The sequence below is a fragment of the Acinetobacter sp. B-6 genome (assembly GCF_056930735.1).
Window position 1 is genome coordinate 148,912 of sequence record NZ_JBXPBY010000003.1, and the last position, 20,540, is coordinate 169,451.

The 20,540-nt window shown below is 36.5% G+C and carries 15 protein-coding genes and 1 pseudogene; 9 read left to right on the forward strand and 7 right to left on the reverse strand.

Annotated elements, in window-relative coordinates; genetic code table 11:
- Positions 1-36 precede the first annotated feature (36 nt).
- The 6 genes from hscB to AC1Z3T_RS05075 all read right to left on the reverse strand — a co-directional run bounded on the left by hscB (position 37) and on the right by AC1Z3T_RS05075 (position 4,001).
- Positions 37-552 (reverse strand): Fe-S protein assembly co-chaperone HscB, encoded by a 516-nt coding sequence (hscB, locus tag AC1Z3T_RS05050; protein ID WP_100885124.1) that lies wholly within the window; start codon positions 550-552, stop codon positions 37-39.
- A gap of 100 nt (positions 553-652) precedes the next feature.
- On the reverse strand, positions 653-973 hold the full coding sequence (iscA, locus tag AC1Z3T_RS05055) for an iron-sulfur cluster assembly protein IscA (RefSeq protein WP_004830887.1): 321 nt from the start codon (positions 971-973) through the stop codon (positions 653-655).
- 45 nt (positions 974-1,018) lie between these two features.
- Positions 1,019-1,405: a Fe-S cluster assembly scaffold IscU gene (gene iscU, locus AC1Z3T_RS05060; RefSeq protein ID WP_004830886.1), complete on the reverse strand. Its 387-nt coding sequence runs from the start codon at positions 1,403-1,405 to the stop codon at positions 1,019-1,021.
- Positions 1,406-1,513: 108 nt separating this feature from the next.
- On the reverse strand, positions 1,514-2,731 hold the full coding sequence (locus AC1Z3T_RS05065) for an IscS subfamily cysteine desulfurase (protein WP_004830885.1): 1,218 nt from the start codon (positions 2,729-2,731) through the stop codon (positions 1,514-1,516).
- Between the two features lies 1 nt (position 2,732).
- The gene (locus AC1Z3T_RS05070) at positions 2,733-3,206 is read right to left on the reverse strand and encodes an Rrf2 family transcriptional regulator (RefSeq protein ID WP_004830884.1); all 474 of its coding nucleotides are present in this window, start codon (positions 3,204-3,206) and stop codon (positions 2,733-2,735) included.
- 141 nt (positions 3,207-3,347) lie between these two features.
- Positions 3,348-4,001: a hypothetical protein gene (locus AC1Z3T_RS05075; RefSeq protein ID WP_004830883.1), complete on the reverse strand. Its 654-nt coding sequence runs from the start codon at positions 3,999-4,001 to the stop codon at positions 3,348-3,350.
- A 366-nt stretch (positions 4,002-4,367) separates the two neighbouring features.
- Here AC1Z3T_RS05075 and AC1Z3T_RS05080 point away from each other — a divergent pair.
- The 3 genes and pseudogenes from AC1Z3T_RS05080 to AC1Z3T_RS05090 form a co-directional block, all read left to right on the forward strand.
- Positions 4,368-4,751 (forward strand): annotated as a pseudogene (locus AC1Z3T_RS05080) (phasin family protein); the annotation flags it as partial.
- 165 nt (positions 4,752-4,916) lie between these two features.
- Positions 4,917-5,189 (forward strand): HU family DNA-binding protein, encoded by a 273-nt coding sequence (locus AC1Z3T_RS05085; protein WP_004720620.1) that lies wholly within the window; start codon positions 4,917-4,919, stop codon positions 5,187-5,189.
- Between the two features lie 130 nt (positions 5,190-5,319).
- Positions 5,320-7,194, forward strand: a complete 1,875-nt coding sequence (locus AC1Z3T_RS05090; protein ID WP_100885125.1) for a SurA N-terminal domain-containing protein — start codon at positions 5,320-5,322, stop codon at positions 7,192-7,194.
- A 79-nt stretch (positions 7,195-7,273) separates the two neighbouring features.
- Here the strand turns inward: AC1Z3T_RS05090 and AC1Z3T_RS05095 are convergent, their stop codons facing one another.
- Complete coding sequence (locus AC1Z3T_RS05095; protein WP_004830880.1) at positions 7,274-8,194, reverse strand: AraC family transcriptional regulator; 921 nt, start codon at positions 8,192-8,194, stop codon at positions 7,274-7,276.
- A gap of 191 nt (positions 8,195-8,385) precedes the next feature.
- Between AC1Z3T_RS05095 and AC1Z3T_RS05100 the strand changes: the two genes are divergently transcribed.
- From AC1Z3T_RS05100 to AC1Z3T_RS05125, 6 genes are all read left to right on the forward strand, one after another.
- Entirely contained in the window at positions 8,386-9,603 is a 1,218-nt protein-coding gene (locus tag AC1Z3T_RS05100) for an alkane 1-monooxygenase (protein WP_151752001.1), read from the forward strand.
- 315 nt (positions 9,604-9,918) lie between these two features.
- Complete coding sequence (locus AC1Z3T_RS05105) at positions 9,919-10,398, forward strand: winged helix-turn-helix transcriptional regulator (RefSeq protein ID WP_100885127.1); 480 nt, start codon at positions 9,919-9,921, stop codon at positions 10,396-10,398.
- Between the two features lie 313 nt (positions 10,399-10,711).
- Positions 10,712-12,961, forward strand: a complete 2,250-nt coding sequence (locus AC1Z3T_RS05110) for a type VI secretion system Vgr family protein (RefSeq protein WP_483396495.1) — start codon at positions 10,712-10,714, stop codon at positions 12,959-12,961.
- Between the two features lie 82 nt (positions 12,962-13,043).
- Positions 13,044-14,405, forward strand: coding sequence for a DUF2169 family type VI secretion system accessory protein (locus AC1Z3T_RS05115; RefSeq protein ID WP_151806412.1), 1,362 nt, complete (start codon positions 13,044-13,046; stop codon positions 14,403-14,405).
- Positions 14,406-14,433: 28 nt separating this feature from the next.
- Positions 14,434-19,539, forward strand: a complete 5,106-nt coding sequence (locus AC1Z3T_RS05120) for a PAAR-like domain-containing protein (protein WP_483396496.1) — start codon at positions 14,434-14,436, stop codon at positions 19,537-19,539.
- A complete protein-coding gene (locus AC1Z3T_RS05125; RefSeq protein WP_198260353.1) occupies positions 19,484-20,476 on the forward strand; it encodes a hypothetical protein in 993 nt (330 codons plus the stop codon). Before AC1Z3T_RS05120 ends, AC1Z3T_RS05125 begins: the two co-directional genes overlap by 56 nt.
- Positions 20,477-20,540: the final 64 nt, after the last annotated feature.

Consider the following 20,540-nt stretch of genomic DNA (forward strand, 5'->3'; position numbering starts at 1 on the left):
ACAAAGTCATGTTCAACATGTAGTTAAAATTAAAATTTAGAAATCATCATCTAAGCTAAAATCTTCATCATCAAGAAGTTGATCTTCGGCTTTATCAATATCATTCATAACTTTTTGGAAAAAACGCAATTTTCGTACAGTATCACGTGCTTCAGCCCAGTCTTCTTCATTAAAATCAATTTTGAATTCACGAACTAAGCCATCGATCCATTGTTGCACTTCTTTTTTGAGAGAATGCAACTGTTCTGTATTGGTTGCTTCATCGAGTTGCTCACGAATTTCGAGGGCAGACTGCAAAAATTCAAAATCATTAATGGATTGATCTAAATGATGATCTTGCTTTTTAAGTGAAAGTAAATATGCTGCACGGCTATCTACATGAGATAGGGCTTTATACGCTTGATTAATCTCACTCGATTTAATTAAAGCTTTGTCTTTATCATCCGATTTATCAGGATGATATTGCTGTTGCAAGTTTAAGAAATTAGCTTTTAATGTTGCTAAATCAATATCGAGTGCTTCAGGGAGATCGAACAACTCAAAATGACTCATGGGAGATACTCATCCACGATGTTTTACAAGAAAACAGGGTAATTAAATATGATTAAAACAGTGCAAGACACTGTTTTAACATGAAAAAAGTGCAGGGTGATTATACAGTGAAAGATTCACCACAACCACATTCACCTTTTTTATTGGGGTTATTAAACTCGAAACCTTCATTTAGACCATTTTTTACATAGTCCATTTCCATGCCATCGAGATACACCAAGCTTTTAGGGTCTACAAAAACTTTAACACCAAACTGTTCAAAAATTTGATCGTGTTCATCGATATCATCAACAAACTCAAGTACATATGCCAAACCAGAACAGCCTGAAGTTTTCACACCAAGACGAATACCTTCACCCTTACCGCGATTCTTTAAGTAATTGCTGATATGAGTTGCAGCATTTTCAGTTAAATTGATCATGAAAACTCCATTAAAAAATTATCTGTAAAACTTAAACAACAGATATTAAGCTTTAGTTTTCTTGTTACGGTAATCTTCAACAGCAGCTTTGATTGCATCTTCTGCAAGTACAGAACAGTGCACTTTTACAGGAGGAAGAGCAAGTTCAGTTGCGATATCAATATTTTTAATCGCTTGTGCTTCGTCTAAAGTTTTACCTTTTAACCATTCGGTGACTAATGAGCTGGATGCAATTGCAGAGCCACAACCATAAGTCTTAAAGCGTGCTTCTTCGATCACACCATTGTCATTTACTTGGATCTGTAAACGCATCACATCGCCACATGCAGGTGCACCCACCATACCTGTACCAACATTTTCTGCATTTTTATCCAAAACACCAACATTACGAGGGTTTTCGTAATGATCAATTACTTTTTCACTATAAGCCATGATGCTTCTCCAAACCTCGGGGTCAGCGTTAATAATATGTATTGCTACAGTCTAATATGGTGGCATTTCACTGATTTTCAATAAAATGCCGTGTTTGATTTTAGAAACTTAGTGTTCAGCCCATTCAACTGAATTTAAGTCGATACCTTCTTTGTACATATCCCAAAGCGGAGAAAGTTCACGTAATTTCTCTACAGCAGCTTTAGAAATTTTAATCACATGGTCAATGTCTTCTTCAGTCGTATAATGACCGAAGCTGAAACGAATTGAGCTATGCGCCAACTCATCAGAAAGACCAAGTGCGCGAAGCACATAAGATGGTTCAAGTGTTGCAGATGTACATGCTGAACCTGATGAAACCGCAACATCTTTCAATGCCATCATCAATGATTCGCCTTCAACAAAGTTGAAACTTACATTTAAGTAGTTTGCAACGTTATATTCAGGGTGACCATTTAAGAACACTTGTTCTAAATCTTGTAAACCATTCCAAAGCTTGTCACGAAGTACACGTAAGCGCGCTTGTTCTGCATGTAAGTTTTTACCTGCAAGTTCAAATGCTTCACCCATACCTACAATCTGGTGAGTAGCAAGTGTGCCTGAACGCATACCACGTTCATGACCACCACCGTGAATTTGTGCTTTAAGACGTACGCGAGGGCTACGACGTACAAATAATGCGCCGATGCCTTTAGGTCCATAAACTTTATGACCAGAGAAGCTCATCAAGTCTACTTTCATGGTTGAAAGATCAATTTCAACTTTACCAGCAGCTTGCGCAGCATCTACATGGAAGTAAGTTTTGTTGGCGCGAGTAAGTTCACCAATCGCAGCAACATCAGTTACTGTACCGATTTCATTATTCACCATCATTAATGAAACAAGAATAGTGTCTGGACGAAGTGCAGCTTGAACCATTTCTGGCGTAATTAAACCTGTTCTAGGTTCTGGTTCAAGATAAGTAATCTCAAAACCTTCTTCTTCCAATTCACGACAGGTATCTAAAATTGCTTTATGTTCAATTTTACTGGTAATGATATGCTTGCCTTTCGAACCATAAAATTGAGCAATACCTTTTAGCGCAAGGTTATCAGATTCAGTAGCACCTGATGTCCATACGATTTCTCGTGGATCAGCTTTAACTAAATTTGCGACTTGTTCACGTGCATATTCAACTTTTTCTTCAGCTTGCCATCCATAAGCATGAGAGCGAGAAGCTGCATTTCCGAAGGTACCATCAAAGGTTAAACACTCCATCATGCGTTCTGCTACTTGAGGATCAACAGGCGTAGTTGCTGCATAGTCAAGATAAATCGGACGTTTCATGTCAAATACCTGTAACCGATAAAAGGGCTGAATCATGTGGTGCTGAATTTTGGCGAACTGCAACGGTTTGTACATTGTCGCGTGCGACTAAATCGGCAAGGGTGATTTTAGCTAAATAATCGGCAATATGGAGAGAGAGTTCTTGCCATAAATCGTGAGTTAAACACATCGCACCATTTTGGCAATTGCCTTTATGATCACAACGAGTTGCATCCACAGTTTCATTTACAGCTTCAATAATTTCTAAGACAGTAATTTCTTCAGCATGACGCGCTAAGTGATAGCCACCATTCGCGCCACGAACACTTGAAACTAAGCCATGACGCTTTAATTTAGCGAACAATTGTTCAAGATAAGCGACAGAGATCGTTTGGCGGGCTGCAATTTCTGCAAGCGTAATCGTTTGTTCAGTAGGCTGCAATGCTAGGTCGAGTAGTGCAGTCACTGCATAGCGACCGCGAGTAGTTAGGCGCATGATTCGATACACATGTTTTAGACTAGATGTATGAATTTTATGAATCCTGACTAAATTAGTCAAGTATTTTTAAGATTAATTCTGACTAAATTAGTCAGAATTAATTATTATTGTTATAAGGATGAAATCTAATAAAATATTTTACATGAATATTTGCCATAAATTATACATGATTAGTGCAACAAATAGAAAGCCTATTACACCTAAAGCCGTATATAAACGCTGTTGATTTTGCTGTAGGCGTCGAACTCGATTTTGATATTGCTTTACCTCAACCTGAAGGGTGTTGATCTTTGAGCGTTGCTGATCAATTTTTTCAAGTAAGGGTGCAATACGTTTTTTTGATGCACGTGTCTGACTGTCATCATCAGGATGAGTTAACCACTGTTTCCAATCGGACAAGAGTTTGGGTGCAGTTAAATGAATGACCAGATCTCGAAATTGATCTTTCACCATATCACTGCCTTCCAAACGCATTTTTTTCATACTACGGCGATTGGCAAAAACAAAAATCTGAATTAAATCAATTAATGTGCTACTCACAGAAAGATCGACAGGTTTTTCTGGCGCTTGCAAGTCAAACAAAATGCCACGGTCTGTAAATTGAATATAGAAATCAAAATAAGGAATGTAACTATTTATCTTGATGGTCATTTGCTGTTCGACAAATTTTTTAGCTTGTAAGCGAACAACACGATCATGTTTTAATACAAAAGAATAAATGGTTTCCAAGATAATCATGACAATGTTTAGCAACAAACGAGAGTGACCTTGCTTTTGTTGCGATTCATTCATAAAACATTCCTATAACAAATTGAGAATCCGATCTCTAAAATAACTTTGAAACAATTTCATCCGTGATATGAAACACATTATTTCAACAATCATATAAAAAAAATAATTGAATGACCATTGTTGAATTGGCAAGTGTTCCTTAACATTAAACAATTACTTTGCTTTTGTAGAACAGTTTAGCAAAAGGTTCAATAGTTTTATTTGATATTATAGATATATTTTCTACATAATTTGGTCATATAGGTCATTAAAAGCTGGAGTTTTGGGCAAATGGAGCAGGATATGAAAAAGAGCAATAAAGAACAATTCGGTCTTCAGGAAGACCAAAATGAACAGCATGTATCACATACAAAACCTAGACATCATAAAAAATCAGCATTGGATTTTAGAAAATATACAAAACAGATTTGGTTGGCCGGGTTGGGGGCTTTTTCGCGCGCAGAAGAAGAAGGCAATAAATTATTTGACTCTTTAGTCAAAGTCGGAGAAGAGCTTGAATCAAAAACGGTTGAAGTTACTGATCAAACAGTGAACAAAGTGTCGGAAAAAACTAAAGAGTCTGTCACGGAAACTAAGGACAAGGTAGAAAAGCTTCTCGATCATGGCGTAAATCATTCGCTTAATCGAATTGGTTTGGTCACTGCAAAGGATCTTCAGCACCTAGAGAACTTAATAATGCAATTACATCACAAGGTGGATGCCTTAGTAGAAGAGAACCAAAACTTACGCGAGCAGTTGCTCAAAAAATGAAATAATTGGGGTGAATCAAAAAAAAAACTCATTTTTAGTCGTAATTTTTGAGAAAAGCGTGTTTGGAGTCTTGCGTTTCCCCCCAAAGCATTGCTATAAAGTCGTCATGGCCTTTGATCTACAGCCTTGGAACTTAAACAAACGAAATAAGAGGACGTAATCTTCATGAATAAATCAGAATTAATCGATGCGATTGCAGAAAAAGGGGGATTGTCAAAGTCTGATGCAGGTAAAGCATTAGATGCGACTATTGCTTCAATTGGTGAAGCGCTTAAAAAAGGCGACACAGTGACTTTAGTAGGCTTTGGTACTTTTAGTGTTAAAGACCGCGCTGCACGTACTGGTCGTAACCCTAAAACTGGTGAAGAGCTTCAGATTAAAGCAAGCAAAGTACCTAGCTTTAAAGCTGGTAAAGGCTTAAAAGACTCAGTAGCTTAATCTGAGCTTATCGAAAGCGCGCCCTCGTGGCGCGTTTTTTATGAAATAAAATTAAATTATCAGTGATTGCTCGTTCATTCATTTCACAATTTCAGTTAGAATCCTTACGAAATATAATATTGGAATACTCATGGAATCGTTTCGCACTCTCATAAGGGGCTGGTTTGGTAAAGTTCTCCTTGTGTTATTTTTAGCGCCATTTGCTGTGGTCGGTATTGAAGGTTATTTCAGTGGTGGGCAAAAAGCAGATGTCGCTAAAACTGTTAATGGTCAAGATATTTCTAAAAAAGAGTTAGAAACGGTCACCAAAAGCTATACGGATCAATTATTGGCAAATCCTAGTGTGCATGGGGACGAGTCACTGTTGAATAAAGAATTTATTGCAAATAAAGCACTTGATTATCTGATCAGTCAAAGTCTTCTAAGACAACAGGCAGATAAATTAGGTGTGACTTTAAGCGATACTCAGATTGAACAGAAAATTGCACAGATTCCTGCGTTTCAGGAAAATGGTAAATTTTCGAATAATCTATATGCAAATTATTTACGTTCACAAGGCTTAACCAGTCAGGCATTTATTCAAAATATTCGTCAAGATTTTGCATTGAGTATTCTGAGTTCAACGATTTCAGATAATGCTTTGATTAGTAAATCTGATATTCAACAAATTGCTAATCTTCAATCTGAACAACGTGAATTATTTTTATCGAGTGTGAAGCTGGATGATTATAAAGCTAACGTTAAAGTGACGAATCAAGAAATTGCGGATTATTACAACAAACATCTCAATAAATTTAAACAGGTTGCGGCTGTAGATGTTGATTATGTTGTGCTTAGTCCTGCGACATTGACTCAACCAAATGCTGCGGTGTCTGATGCGGAGTTAAATCAAGCCTATGCGCAATTTGTAGAAAAATATAAGCAAAATTTAAAGCATGATGTAAAACACATCCTGATTACAACGGATTCACGTAGTCCTGAGCAAGCTGCAACTTTGGCGAATGAGGTTTATGCAAAAATTCAGACAGGTATGACTTTTGCTCAAGCGGCTGCACAATATTCTGAAGATCCAGATTCTAAAGCAAAAGGTGGTGCACTTGCAGCCTATGCTCCAGGTGTGTTTGGTGCTGATTTTGATAAAGCTGTGGCTTCAACAGCGAATGGTCAAGTGGCGAAACCTGTAAAAACAGAGTTCGGCTATCATATTATTGAAGTCAATACACCCGCTGGAACAATTCCATCATTGGAAAGCAAAAAAGCAGAATTAACAGCCGAAGTGCTGAAAAACAAATCTGCAAATTACTTCTCAGATACTGTAAATAGTTTAAATGACCAGGTTGTGAATAGCGATTCGCTTGATGTTGTGGCACAAGCAGTGAAAACAGTACAGGTCCAATCAGCGAAGAATGTGAATTTAGCGACAACTAATCCAGTTTTAGCAGATCCTGCGGTTAAAACGAAATTATTTGCTGAAGATATTAAAAACGGCAATACAACAGCTTCAGGTAATATACAAACTGCCAATGGTGATGTGGTATGGATAAAAGTTCGTAAATACTACCCAGCGGGCACTCAACCTCTGGCTCAGGCAACAGCGCGTGTAAAAGCACAGTTGATTGAACAAAAAGCATTTGATGCAGCACATGCAAAATTAAATGCAATGATTGAAGATTTTAAAAAGTTACCTGCACAAGCAGTGACAGCGAAATACCAATCTAATTTTGTACATGCAGGAACATTTACGCGTTCACAGGGACTTAAACGCGAAATTGAGCGTGCTGCATTTAGTCAGCCTGTACCCAAAGCAGGTATGTGGTCTGTGACTACTGCGAAGTTACCTGATGAATTGGTTGTTGTAGCGGTTGCCAATGTGAAAAAAGTAGACATTGCCCAAATGAATCCTGCTGAAGTTCAGCAGTTGACTCAAATGTACCAAAAATTCCGTGGGGAACAATTGCTTGATGATTATTCTCGTTATTTAAAATCTCAAGCTAAGATTAAATAATTGAGAAAATATCCAATAAAAAAAGCGCTTCGGCGCTTTTTTTATTGGATTATGTATTCTTGAACTGTCTCGTAAAGTTTTAGAGTTGATTGCGGTATTGACTCGGGCTAAGCTCAAATTGTTTTTTGAATGCTTGACTGAATGCGGTTTCAGAAGAATAGCCCACTTGATGGGCAATTTGTTGAATAGAGAGTTGACCTTGTTTGAGCAGTTGACTGGCAAGACGTAAACGATGTTGTTGTAAATAAGCCAATGGTGTTTCGCCAATAATTTGGTTAAACAGGCTGGCAAATTTTGAGCGGGACATACAACAGGTTTCAGCTAAACTTTCAACAGTCCAGTTATGTTGGGGTTGGCTATGGATGGCTGCCAAGGCATTTGATAGTTCAGGATGAATCAAAGCATTCAACCAGTTATTATGATCTTGCATTTGCTCAATGTAATCTCGTACAGACTCAATCATTAAAATGCTGACCACATGATCCATGATCTTATTTTTGCCTGCGACAGTTCTACGCGTTTCAGCGGATACAAAATAAAGTCCAATTTTAAGCCACTCAGGTGCTTCATCACTCAGCGCATTTTGAATGTGTAGAAAGGGAGGGAGTGCATTAATTAATGGGCGTGCCATAATGGCATTCATATGGCATCGGACAGTAAGTATTAAAGTTTTTTCTGAGCTTCCCTGACCAAATTCAATGGCATCCTGTCTAAGTCCATCAAACAGAGATTCAATATTTAAGTTTTCGACCAGTTGTGTATTGGGCTGATTTTTTACGGTGTGGGCTAAACCTGCAGGAATTAAAAACATATCACCTGTGTGTAAGGTGACATGCATCGATGGGGAAAACTCTAAATAAGCGTGACCATATAAGACAATATGTGCAATGACAGCTTCTTGTTTAGGGCTTTGAAATGACCAATCCCCTTGCGCTTGAAGATAAATATATTCAGAATGGTTGAGATGAATATCATCAAAAATTTTACTTAAAGCATCCATAAGTATGGTTTAAATTTCCTATTTTCAAATAATAAAAAGGTTTGATGTCATTAAAACATGTGCGTAAAGGACAATCTCTATGTTGAAGATGCCAAAGACTTTTTCATAGGTTTTATGGACGCTTACAACTGTCTTTCAAGTGATCTTTATTTAAATATATAGATAAGTAGAAAGATAGGGAAGATACAGCCATGAATGCACCAGTTCAACTGACTGAACAGCAATTGCTGGACATAAAACCAAAGTCAGGTTTGGCACTTGATAAGAAGCGTTACCTTTGGATGATTAGTCCATCTTTGCCAGTGATTGGTTTAGGGATTTTAGCGGGCTATCATGTTGCACCTAAGCCACTTAAAAAAGTGTTTGCGCTGGGTGGTCCGATTGTCTTGCATGTGATTATTCCAGCCATCGACTCCTTGATTGGTAAAGATCAAAACAATCCAACTGCTGAAGATGTAAAATTACTTGAACAAGACCCTTATTATTCTCGACTAGTTAAATCTTTTATTCCGATTCAATATGCAGCAAATGTGTATGCGTGCTATTTGGTTGGTCGTAAGCAGACTTCATTGCTTGATAAGATACTCTTGGGTATTTCGATGGGGGCGATTAATGGTATCGCCATCAATACAGCGCATGAACTCAGTCATAAGCATGATCGTATAGATCATATTTTGTCACACTTGGCATTAGTTCCATCTGGTTATAATCATTTCCGGATTGAGCATCCATATGGACACCATAAGCGTGCAGCAACTCCAGAAGACCCTGCATCTTCACAAATGGGTGAAACTTTTTATGAGTTTTTACCACGAACAGTCATTGGATCATTTAAGTCTGCAATTGAAATCGAAACCAACCGCCTTAAACGAAAAGGGCTTGGATTTTGGTGTAAAGACAATGAGTTGTTGCAAGGTTGGGGCATGACTGCGGCATTCCATTCGTCAATGGTGGGGTTATTTGGTAAAGGAATTTTGCCATACTTGGCTACGCAATCTGCATATAGTATTGGTCTGTTTGAGATTATTAACTACATCGAACACTATGGTTTATTGCGTCAAAAGGATGAAAAAGGTAAATACGAACGTACCATGCCTGAACACAGTTGGAATAATAATAATATTGTGACGAATTTGTTCCTGTATCAGTTGCAGCGTCATTCAGATCATCATGCTTATCCTACACGTCCATTTCAGGCATTACGTCATTTTGATGAAGCACCTGAGTTACCAAGTGGTTATGCAAGTATGTTATTGCCAGCCTTGATCCCTGCTTGGTGGTTCAAGATCATGGATAAACGTGTATTTGACCACTATAAAGGTGATTTGAATAAAGCCAATATTTATCCAAAACGTCGTGCCAGTATTTTTAAGAAATTTGGTGTAATCGACAAATTGCTCAATAACTAAGCATGAAACATGCAATAAAAGCCCAATATTGGGCTTTTATTGCATTTAACTCTTTGAGGTATCCTGCGATTTTAATATTGAATAATATGTATTGTTTTTATTCAATCATCATTGAGCTGCATCATCATCGATAGGCAATTGATCATTTAATTATAGTGTATGCTTTATAACGTAATGGGGGAGGATAAAAATTTTGCTCATTAAAATTAACTCAAAGAAAAAAATTCTCTTTAAATATACTATCTTTATTGTCATGTTTCTTTCATAGTATACATAAAGTAATTTTAGATGCTAATAGCTTATCTGGACGTTTGTATGAAGTGGGAAGAAATAGGCAATCAACCATGTTCAATTGCGCGCACATTGTCAGTTTTGGGCGATCGTTGGACGATGCTTATTCTTCGTAATGCATTTATGGGAATGCGTCGTTTTGATGATTTTCAAGCAAATTTAGGTGTAACCCGACATGTGCTTGCTGAACGTTTAAAGCGTTTGGTTGAGCATGGCATACTTACCAAAGTTCCATATGTTGAACGACAAGAGCGTTTTGAATATCGTTTAACTGAGAAAGGCTTAGAGCTTTATCCAATTTTATTAACGATGGTGACATGGGCAGATAAGTGGATGGATGAAGGCTTAGGTGCACCAATGGCATTTGAACATACAACATGTGGGCATCAATTTACTGCGGTTTTGGTCTGTTCCGAATGTCAGCAAGCGATTACTGCACGTCAAGTAAAGCCAATCGTTACACCTGCATTTTTTAAATATTTGGAGAAAAGTAAACAGGCATGATTTTTTATAGAAATAATTGAGGGCGCCTATAAAGTATTTTTAGCCCCTTATTTAATAATTGATTGACGTGTGGACAAGCAAATAAGCTTATAACAATCAAATGTACAGCATGCATCGCTTGGTGGTAAGTGACGTAGTATTTTTTGATACGAATTAAATAATTCTAAAATTTATATGAATTTCATGTGTTTATATTTTATATAAATCAAGGTAACAGCATAAACTACAAAAATAAACGCAAAGACATCAATGATTCTTTTATATTTCTTAAAGTAAGCTTAAAAATTTTTATTTGTATATTTAGAAGAATATTATGAGTTACACAAAAAAGATGGAACAACTTGTTGCTTCAATTCAGCAACAAAACAGAATGTTAAAACTAAGTTTTCCTGATAATAATGTGCCTTTCGCAAATCAAATGGTTGCCAACCATATTGTTGCGACAGAAAATTTTAATCAAGATTTTGAGTTCAAAATAGAAATTCTTGCGGATAGTATAGACATCCCACTCAAAGAAATGATCGGAAAAATGGCAACTGTCGAAATGAAGCGTTTCGATGGTTCTTCACGTTTTTTTAATGGTTATATCTTTAGCTTTAAATTTTTAAAGAATGACGGCGCATATGTCAGATATGAAATGGTGCTTAAACCGTGGTTAGCATTTTTAAAGTATCGTCAAGATTGTCAGATATTCCAAGAAAAAACATTAAAGGATAGAAGTTCTAGGCTTTTTGAAAAATGTATTAATCACGATGTTGCTTGGAATATTCGTGGTGAAGATCCTGAAACAACTTTTTCTGTTCAGTTTAATGAAAGTGATTACAACTATTTGCAACGTCAATGGGAAGCGGCTGGGTGGATTTATTGGTATGAACACCGTAAAGATGGTCATACGTTGCATATTATTGATCAATCCACAACTACAAACTCGATTCAAAATCAAAACCAAAAACTCATTTGGAGAGGTAATGAAGCACATAATACTGGTGTAGGCGTCATTTCAATTGCTGATCAATCACAAATGAGTTTTAGCAAATATACAACGAGCAGCTTTGATTTTAAATCACCCGATCCTTTACAGGCTGAATTTAGTTCGTCTCATGCACCAGACCAACTCACGGATTTAGAAAACTATACATACTCAGGCGCATATGGGTTTAAAGACTTTGATCAAGGTAAAAACGATTTGGTGTCAAGAAGCCAAGCTGATTTTGCGTTGAATAATCAGAAGTTTATGGTTGCCAATGATGCTTATGCCGAGATTGGTCATTGGTTTAAGCTATCTCGGACCGGAGGTGAAGAAAAAGAATATTTGGTGACAGGTATTCAGCACAGCGCAGGAAATAATTATTTATTCGAAACAGAGCGTGAAACTGCGCAATATCGCTGTGAAATGACATGCATTCAACGAGATGTTCCTTGGAAGCCTATACTTTATTTAAATAGTCAAATGACTCGAATTTATGGATTACAAACAGCGATTGTAGTAGGACCATTAGGTGAAGAGATTTATACCGACAAGTATGGTCGTGTTAAAGTCCAATTCCATTGGGATCGTTTAGGCAAAAAGAATGAAGAATCATCTGCTTGGGTGCGTGTAGCTACGGCTTGGGCGGGCAGTAATTTTGGTATGGTTTCTATTCCTCGGATAGGACAAGAGGTTATTGTGCAATTCTTAGAGGGTAACCCTGACCGACCGATTATTACGGGAAGTGTTTATAACGAAGATAATTTACCACCTTGGGATCTTCCGAATAATGCAACACAGTCTGGTATTCTTTCACGTTCGTCCACAGGTGCGACGATTGATAATGCTAATGCGATTCGCTTTGAAGATAAAAAAGGTGCTGAGGAAGTCTGGATTCACGCAGAAAAAGACCAACGAATTGAGGTTGAAAATAACGAATCTCACTCTGTCGGTGTGGATCGCTCCAAAACTGTCGGTAGCAATGAAACGGTTAGCATTGGCGCTGATCGTACAGAAACGGTTGGAAATAATGAAACGATTAGCATTGGTGTAAATCGTACGGAAACCGTTGGAAGCAATGAGACTATTAATATTGGAGCAAATCGTACAGAAACCGTAACAGGTAACGAAACCATCACCATCCAGCAAAACCGTACCAAAACTGTTATTGCAAATGAAAATGCCAATATTTCACAAAATCAGTCAGTTTCAGTGGCTCAGAATCAATCGACTTCAGTAGGACAAAATCAAACAGTCAATGTGGGTTTAAATAAAGTTGAAAGTGTTGCCGTTGCTAAAGCTTTGAATGTTGGTGCTGCTTATGCTGTGACAGTAGGTGCAGGGCACGCTTTAACTGTTGCTGGTGCGATGAATACAGCTGTTGGCTTAGCACAATTTGAACAAGTGGGTTTGGCAAAAAATGTCAGTGTAGGAAATAGTTATAATATTGATGTTGCAGATAAATTTGAATTGCAGGTGGGCTCCGCAAGTTTAGTATTGAAGTCTGATGGAACGATCACAATTTCAGGCGTTAAGATTTTAATTGAAGGTGAAACTTTGGTACAAATTAATGGCAATGATGTTGATATTAATTGATCTATATAGTTTCTAATATTTGATTTGATAAATCAGAAAGTAGATATTTTAAATATTTATATTTTTATATTGAGAATTTAAAGTGGAATTAGAAAATCAAACACCATTTCCTGCATTACTTTATAGTGCAGCAGATCCAAATAAAGAAGAACATCAAATTGTGGTCATGAAAGTGAGTTACAAGATTGTTCGAAATGGCAATGATCAGTGGAGTTTAGAGTTAATCACAGATGGTTCTGTACCATTATGTCTTGCTGATGAGTTTTGGGGGGAAGTTGGACACAGTAGTGTAAAAGTCGAGAGTGATTTAGCCCCTTATAAACCTTTTTGTGATGTTATTTTAAATGGCAATGCATATACGCCTGAAGCGAAGGAAATGACAGCAATTGCAGTGCGCTTAAAAATCAGCTACCCAGAACCGCTGTCGGAAATTGACAAACCTCAAGAACCTATACCTTTAAATCCTTTAATGTCTTTGACTGAATCACAAAAAAGACAATGGCAAAAAGATCAGGAAATTTATCAACGCGCGTTAAAGCAACAACAACATCGGAAATATATTACTCAACTTGAAAAAACCTTAAGTGTGCTGGGTGAAAGTGAGTTTAAACAAAACACTTTGATGCCTGGATGGAAGCGAACATCAATAAAACCATTTACACAACTGCCTATACGTTGGGATTATGCTTTTGGAGGGCATCATCATTTAAATAAAAGCAGTGATGGCACAGGTATCACTTTATATAATGAGATGTGTTTTACCAATCCACTTGGGCGAGGTTGGGTTGAAGATGGTTATTTCGATGCGTGTGAAAAGGTAAATTCTTATCGTAAAAAAGATGAAAAAATCGAAAACTTTAAAACAATTGCAGCCCCACGTATTGAGTATCACATGCAACGTCAGCCGAAGCCTGCAATTGTTAAGCATCCTAAAAAGACCACACTTACAGCAAAGATCATGGACAAGGTGAGTGAACAATATCCTTATCAACCTGCAGGTTTTGGATTTTTGGGACGATCATGGTCTCCTCGAATTGCACTAGCAGGCACTTATGATGAAAAATGGTTAGAAGAGCAACATCCTTACCCACCTCAGGATACAGACTATGCGTATTGGAATGGTGCACCTAAAGATCAGCAAATTGAATTTTTTTACCCCAATGCCCGTTTAGAACTTTGGAATTTAACCAAACCAGAAGATTCAAATAAAGGTTATTTAAAAGTTGATTTTTTAGGGCACCGTCCCTTTATTGTGATGTTTTTTGAAAGTGGTGGAGTAGTTCCGTTTCCAATGATCACTGAAACGGTATTCATTGATACAGACAATATGACCATCAGTTTAACCCATAAAGCATGGATTCGTTCTGATACAGCCCCAATCACCAAAGTTGAAGCACGTTTTAGTGACCAAGCTGAAGGTGTGTTATTTGAAATGGCATCTTAAAAATAATAGAAAATAATAAGGAAAAAATATGGCTGATAATTTAATGCTTCGAAAAGAGTCGGGTTGGATGGTGGTATTTACATGCCCAGATGTATGTAAGACACCACCCAATATCCCTGTGCCTTATCCAGTTGTGGCATTTTTAAAAGATTCAGCTAAAGTTCAAGATAATGTTAGAGCGAATAGCCATCCTTTTGTTTTACATGATAAAAGTTGTGTATCACGTACCATTGGTGATCAACTCGGTATTTTAAAAGGAATTAAAAGCCAAACGGTGGGTGGCGAGTGTTATCCACTTGATAAAAGTAATACTTTTAAAGTTCATGGAAAGTGGACGGTTCGAGTCGATGATGGCTTTTGGATGAATGGCTCTGACGGTAAGACAGGTAATACACGGGGTAAAGTGGTCAAAATGCCATCTCTTAATGAGATGTTAAATACTGCTTTGGATGGCTTGCAACTCGCGTTAGATGTGGTCGGATTGATTCCAGGGCTAGGAGAAATTGCTGACGGTTTAAATTGTGTTATATGTCTTGCACGTGGAGATTATGCTGGTGCGGCACTTTCGGCTGCTGCTATGATTCCCTTCGCAGGTTGGGCTGCGACAGGTGCAAAAGTCGGACGTAAAGTTGTTAAAGCTGCTGATAAGGCAGCCGATGCAGCAAAATTAGCGAAAAAGGCAAAAAAAGCTAAAAATGGAGCAAGTTTTAAGGGCAAAGGTAAAAAACCGAAAAAGTGTAAGCCTTGTAAGAAAGCAGCAAAAAAAGCTTTAAAAGGGAAGCCTGTAAATCCTATGCAAGGTTGTAAGATTTTAATGGGAGATATGGATACTGATTTCTCATTAAACTCAGCATTTCCTTTAGTTTGGCAGCGTAGCTACGCGAGTAATAGTGAAATAGGCACTGTACAGAATCCATATACATGGTTTGGTCAGGGATGGGATTGTCCATATGCGATCCAAATAAAAGTTCTACCTGCACATGATCGAATTGATGTGCTATTGCCTTTTGGCAGAGTGATTGAATTTCCTTTTTTAGAGGTGGAGGATAGTTTTTATTCAATTCATGAGGATTTCACACTCATTCGTGAAGTTGAAAATGAAACAAATGAATCTAAATCTTATAAATTTCGCATTGCCATTGGTACACTAGAGTCAGCATCCACTTATTATGAATTTCACCATCAAGTCGAAAACCTAAGCAAAAAGCCTGAACATTTACTATTGTGCACAGGCACTTACGACCTTTATGGTAACCGAATCGGGCTGGAGTACTTACATAAAGATGAAGTCAGGAAAAATTATCCAAGTCATATTGTAGATAGTATAGGACGTGTACTGGCATTTGATTTTATTGAAGTTCAAGATCACATACGACTGAAACAGATAAAGCTCTTACAAGGTTTGGGAACACGAGATCCTTTAGACATCGCAGCTACAGCGCATGCAGTTTCATTACAAGAAAGATTGTTTCAAGCTGAACATGAAGCCCATCGAAACTTTGAAAATTTAGAAGATGTTTTAAATGTCAAAGTTTTGGTGCGTTATGAATATTCCAAAGATGCTGACTTAATCAATGTTTACATTGATGATAGTCCTGTTGAAGCTAATGAACCTTCACAATACCAATTGCGTCTAAGCCGCAAATACGAATGGAAAAATCATATTCTTACTGCACATCACGAGATTGGTGGTGTGAGTAGTTTTTATGAATATAATGAATATTCGCCTCTAGGGAAGGTTACTCGACATTGGATCAATACGGGTGAAGAGTTTATATTTGATTATCAGGCAGGATTTACCAATGTTATTTCAGCACCCAATACAGTAATCGAAAAAGTAGAAAAATTTTACTACAATGATACTTTCGATTTAATCCAATATGTGGATCCAAAAGGTTATTCCGAATATTATACTTACAATAATTCAGGTCAGCTTCTTAAAAAGACCGATGCTGATGGCGGTATTACAGAATACCAATATAGTGGTGCAGAACTGACAAAAATTAGAAGCCTAATTGACTATCATCCAGTCACAAAACTTCCTATTTGGCGTGAAATTTCATTATCTTGGACAAATGGTCATTTAACTCAAGTGACAGATCCTTTAGGGCATAATCAAACAACAGCTTATGACTTTGCTGGACAACCTCTAGTCGTTACTGATGCTTTGGGGCAAAAAACTCAAATTAAATATACGCCTACAGGCATGGCTTATGCCGTTGTTGATGCCAAAGGGGGTCATAAGCATATGTTATGGGACAGATATGCAAATTTGCAAAAATACAAAGACTGTAGCGATAAAATTACCCAATATGATTATGACCATTATGGACGTTTGATTGCTGTCAAAAATGCTTTAGGTTATGAAACTAGATTCAAATACTATGCTCGTCAGGAGCAACCGTGTGAAATTATTTATCCGGATCAAAGTATTGAGCATTTTAAATATGATGTTTTAGAACGTTTAGTAGAGTATCGAGATGCTTTAGGACGAACGACTGGCTATCAATATAGCCATGACAGTTTACCTATACGTCGTATAGATCCTGCCCATGGTGTTGTCACCTATCATTATGATCAATTGCGCCGTTTTGTTGGATTAACCAATGAAAATGGTCAAATGTGGACTTTGGAGTACGATAGCAATGATCAAGTCATTGCTGAAACCACGTTTGACAATATACGAACTGAATATGAATATAGCCCAGCAGGGAAATTGGTTAAACATCGACAGTACACTGAAAACAAGCAAGTACGATATGGCACAGTCTTCAAACGGGATATGCTTGGACAGTTATTAGAACAATATATTGTCGATCATCAAGATTTGACAGAGAAAAAGCGTATACGTTACGACTATGATTTAGCTGGGCAATTGCTACAAGCTCGAAATATGGATAGCCATGTTAAACTGAGTTATGACGAGATTGGGCAACTTACAAAAGAGCAGTTAATTGCACACTGGTATAATGAAATTTCCCAAGAACATGTACAACGTTCACATAATCTGACACATTTATATGATGAACTGGGTAATCGCATAGAAACAATATTGCCCGATGGTCGAAAATTGAAAACCATGTACTATGGTTCTGGTCATGCTTGGCATTATGCATTGCAAGACAGCGAAGGTATACATGAAATCAGCAGTTTAAAACGCGATAACTTACATCAGGAAAGTGAACGGACACAGGGACAACTCCATACTACCTTTAAACTTGATCCAATGGGACGACTGACTGAGCAGCAAGTAGCTTGGGAGAATGCTCCAGCTCGTAAACGTTTAGAGCGCTTGTATGATTATGATAAAGCGGGTCAGTTGAAAGAGATTTTAGATAAGCGTTATCTTTATCAAACCGCTTCTCAACAAAATGCTCTGGCAATTGGAACGACTAATAGTCATGGTTGGCAACGTAAACAGATCTATCAATATGATGTATTGTCACGTTTAACAAGTAGTGAATTGATAACACAAGGTCAGAGTGAAAACTTTATACAAATTCGTGAACGTTTTGCATTTGATCCTGCAAGTAATATTTTACCAATTACATCGAGTGGTGAAAATAATGCTTCAATATCTAATCATCAAATAAAAGACAATCGTGTCAAACATTTAGAGCAATCACATCAAACTGTTGATTTTGAATATGATGACCTAGGACGGGTAATTCAAAAACGGATTCAGATGAAAGATCAACAAGCATTTGGTTATATTCAGCAACATTTGAGCAATAACCATGTCTTACATCAGTTGAGCACTCGACAGATTGATTTAGATTGGGATGAGCAGAACCAGTTAAAAGCATCGACATCGATAAAGCCTGATGGTTGTGGTGGACAAGAAATTATTCAAACACAATATTGTTATGATCCATTTGGTCGCCGTATTGCTAAACAAAGCCAAATCTATAAAAAGGCATTAATTACGCATCAAGTAAAGCTCAAAACGAAAGCTATCGAAAATCAAGATATCCAACCCAATCTTGAAAGTTCGAATCGGCTTGGCTCTTCAATTAATCTCAGTTTAGGTGGTAGGAATTCAAGTCAGCCGAGTGTACTGAGCCGCTCTGTTACCCAACCTACTTCAAAAACAGTACAAACAGAACAATTAACATTGATTCAAAAACAAGCCGTCTGGAATGTTTGGGATGGGAATAGAATTTTACAAGATTATAATGGTCAGCATGTTTTTACGACTGTATATGAAGCAGATAGCTTTGTACCTCTTGCCCGTCTAGTCTGGCTTGATGATAAATTATCTGAGGCAGCCAATGATGATCTATTACCTCATGTGGACACGGAAAAGATCAATCAGCTGAAGCACATTGCTTTACAGAATATTGGTGAACTTGAAGGGCTAGGTAGTCTCCAAACAATACCTGAAGTTGCAAATGATGAACAGCGACGACACTCAGCATATCATATCTATTGGTATCAAAATGATCATTTGGGCACACCACGAGAACTGACAACTCACTCTGGTGACATTGCATGGGAAGCAGTATATCAGGCATGGGGTAATACAGTTGCAGTTGAGTGGCAAGCTGTTGAAGCCCAGCCAATTGAATTGAATGCCATCGAAAAATCTTATCTTTTACAACCGCATCGTTTTCAAGGTCAGACTTATGATATAGAAACAGGTTTGCACTACAACCGTTTTAGGTATTATGATCCTGATGCTGGAAGATTTGTGAGTCATGATCCGATTGGTTTATTGGGTGGTGAAAATCAATTTCAATATGCGCCGAATCCAGTTGAGTGGGTGGATCCATATGGACTTTCAACTGTATATTTAAGAAATAATGAAGTTTATGTCGGCAAAGCTAAGGTTAATGCAGTAAGCAGATATGGACGGAAGAATTTCGCTACAGATATTTTTAAAAACATACCGAATACAAATACAGCTCAAGGTGTTGAGCAAGTTGTTTATGACAGATTAAAAAGAAGTCAGTATGCGAATCAAATTACCAATGCTCAAAGACCTGTAAATATGGATTTAAAGTCTAAAAGATGGAGATATAATGATGGTATTAAGTGGCTAAAAGACACCTATGGCGATATATACAAAGATATAATCGATGAAAAAATTGAAGAACACGCAAAAAAACTTGGATGGTGCTCAGATGTTATTTGATTTACATAAAATGAACTTGGATGATATTAAAAAATTATCTATTGAAAATCATAAGATTATTACTGTTAGAATTGAAGAGAAAGTAAAGATTGAAAACTTAACAGCTTTAAATGAAGTTTTAAGCGAAAAAAATTTTTTAGTTTCTGTTATTATAGAATCAGAGAATTATAATTTAGGTGGTATGGTCTCTGGAATTAATGTTTTTCAATACATCTGTAATGTTAAAAAGTTAAAAATATATGTTAGTGATTATGATGCAAGATTAGAGGATTTATTTTTTTTAAAAGATATTAAAAGTTTAAATTATCTTGATATTTCAACTAACGCAAAAAAAAATCTTAAATTTGATGAACTAAAACGTTTTTCTAAAATTACTTATTTTAGTTATTTGTGTGAGGGTTTAAATAAAGAACAACACTCTTTTGTAAATGATTTTATGGATCTAAGTTATTTCTCAATTTATGATTTAAATTTAGAATTATTTGACACAAAAGAATCATTGATTGAATTAAGAGTTCATAGAAAACTTACTAATGCAATGCTTATTTATGATAAATTTCCGAATCTTGAAAATTTAATTTTAGAAAAATGTAAGAGTTTAGATTTTAAGAATAGTATTTCAAATCTACCAAACATAATAAATATTTCTTTAAGATATATGAGTGACGTTTATGAATTACCAAAATTTAAAAATCCAGAAAAGATAAAGAAAATTTCACTTTTGGGTTTAAATAATCTTAGATCTCTAAATGGAATTGAAGAAATGCAAAATTTGGAAGAACTAGAAATTACAAATATTAAAAATATAAATATTGAAAGCTTTTTAATTTTAAAAAAATTAAAAAGCTTAAAAAAAATATATATTCTATTTGAAAATTCTAAATTAAATATTGAATTTGAAGATTTTGCAAGAAAAAATAAAATTCATTTGATTTAAACTTTCTTACTTATAGGCTTAGTTGATTTAAAAATAATTAAACATATTTTTGTATAAGTTTGAA

What these genes read in the sequence shown, in the direction of transcription:
- hscB (WP_100885124.1), bottom strand. Translation starts at nt 552, where the DNA reads ATGAGTCATTTTGAGTTGTTCGATCTCCCTGAAGCACTCGATATTGAT.
- iscA (WP_004830887.1), bottom strand. Translation starts at nt 973, where the DNA reads ATGATCAATTTAACTGAAAATGCTGCAACTCATATCAGCAATTACTTA.
- iscU (WP_004830886.1), bottom strand. Translation starts at nt 1,405, where the DNA reads ATGGCTTATAGTGAAAAAGTAATTGATCATTACGAAAACCCTCGTAAT.
- AC1Z3T_RS05065 (WP_004830885.1), bottom strand. Translation starts at nt 2,731, where the DNA reads ATGAAACGTCCGATTTATCTTGACTATGCAGCAACTACGCCTGTTGAT.
- AC1Z3T_RS05070 (WP_004830884.1), bottom strand. Translation starts at nt 3,206, where the DNA reads ATGCGCCTAACTACTCGCGGTCGCTATGCAGTGACTGCACTACTCGAC.
- AC1Z3T_RS05075 (WP_004830883.1), bottom strand. Translation starts at nt 4,001, where the DNA reads ATGAATGAATCGCAACAAAAGCAAGGTCACTCTCGTTTGTTGCTAAAC.
- AC1Z3T_RS05085 (WP_004720620.1), top strand. Translation starts at nt 4,917, where the DNA reads ATGAATAAATCAGAATTAATCGATGCGATTGCAGAAAAAGGGGGATTG.
- AC1Z3T_RS05090 (WP_100885125.1), top strand. Translation starts at nt 5,320, where the DNA reads ATGGAATCGTTTCGCACTCTCATAAGGGGCTGGTTTGGTAAAGTTCTC.
- AC1Z3T_RS05095 (WP_004830880.1), bottom strand. Translation starts at nt 8,194, where the DNA reads ATGGATGCTTTAAGTAAAATTTTTGATGATATTCATCTCAACCATTCT.
- AC1Z3T_RS05100 (WP_151752001.1), top strand. Translation starts at nt 8,386, where the DNA reads ATGAATGCACCAGTTCAACTGACTGAACAGCAATTGCTGGACATAAAA.
- AC1Z3T_RS05105 (WP_100885127.1), top strand. Translation starts at nt 9,919, where the DNA reads ATGAAGTGGGAAGAAATAGGCAATCAACCATGTTCAATTGCGCGCACA.
- AC1Z3T_RS05110 (WP_483396495.1), top strand. Translation starts at nt 10,712, where the DNA reads ATGAGTTACACAAAAAAGATGGAACAACTTGTTGCTTCAATTCAGCAA.
- AC1Z3T_RS05120 (WP_483396496.1), top strand. Translation starts at nt 14,434, where the DNA reads ATGGCTGATAATTTAATGCTTCGAAAAGAGTCGGGTTGGATGGTGGTA.
- AC1Z3T_RS05125 (WP_198260353.1), top strand. Translation starts at nt 19,484, where the DNA reads ATGAAAAAATTGAAGAACACGCAAAAAAACTTGGATGGTGCTCAGATG.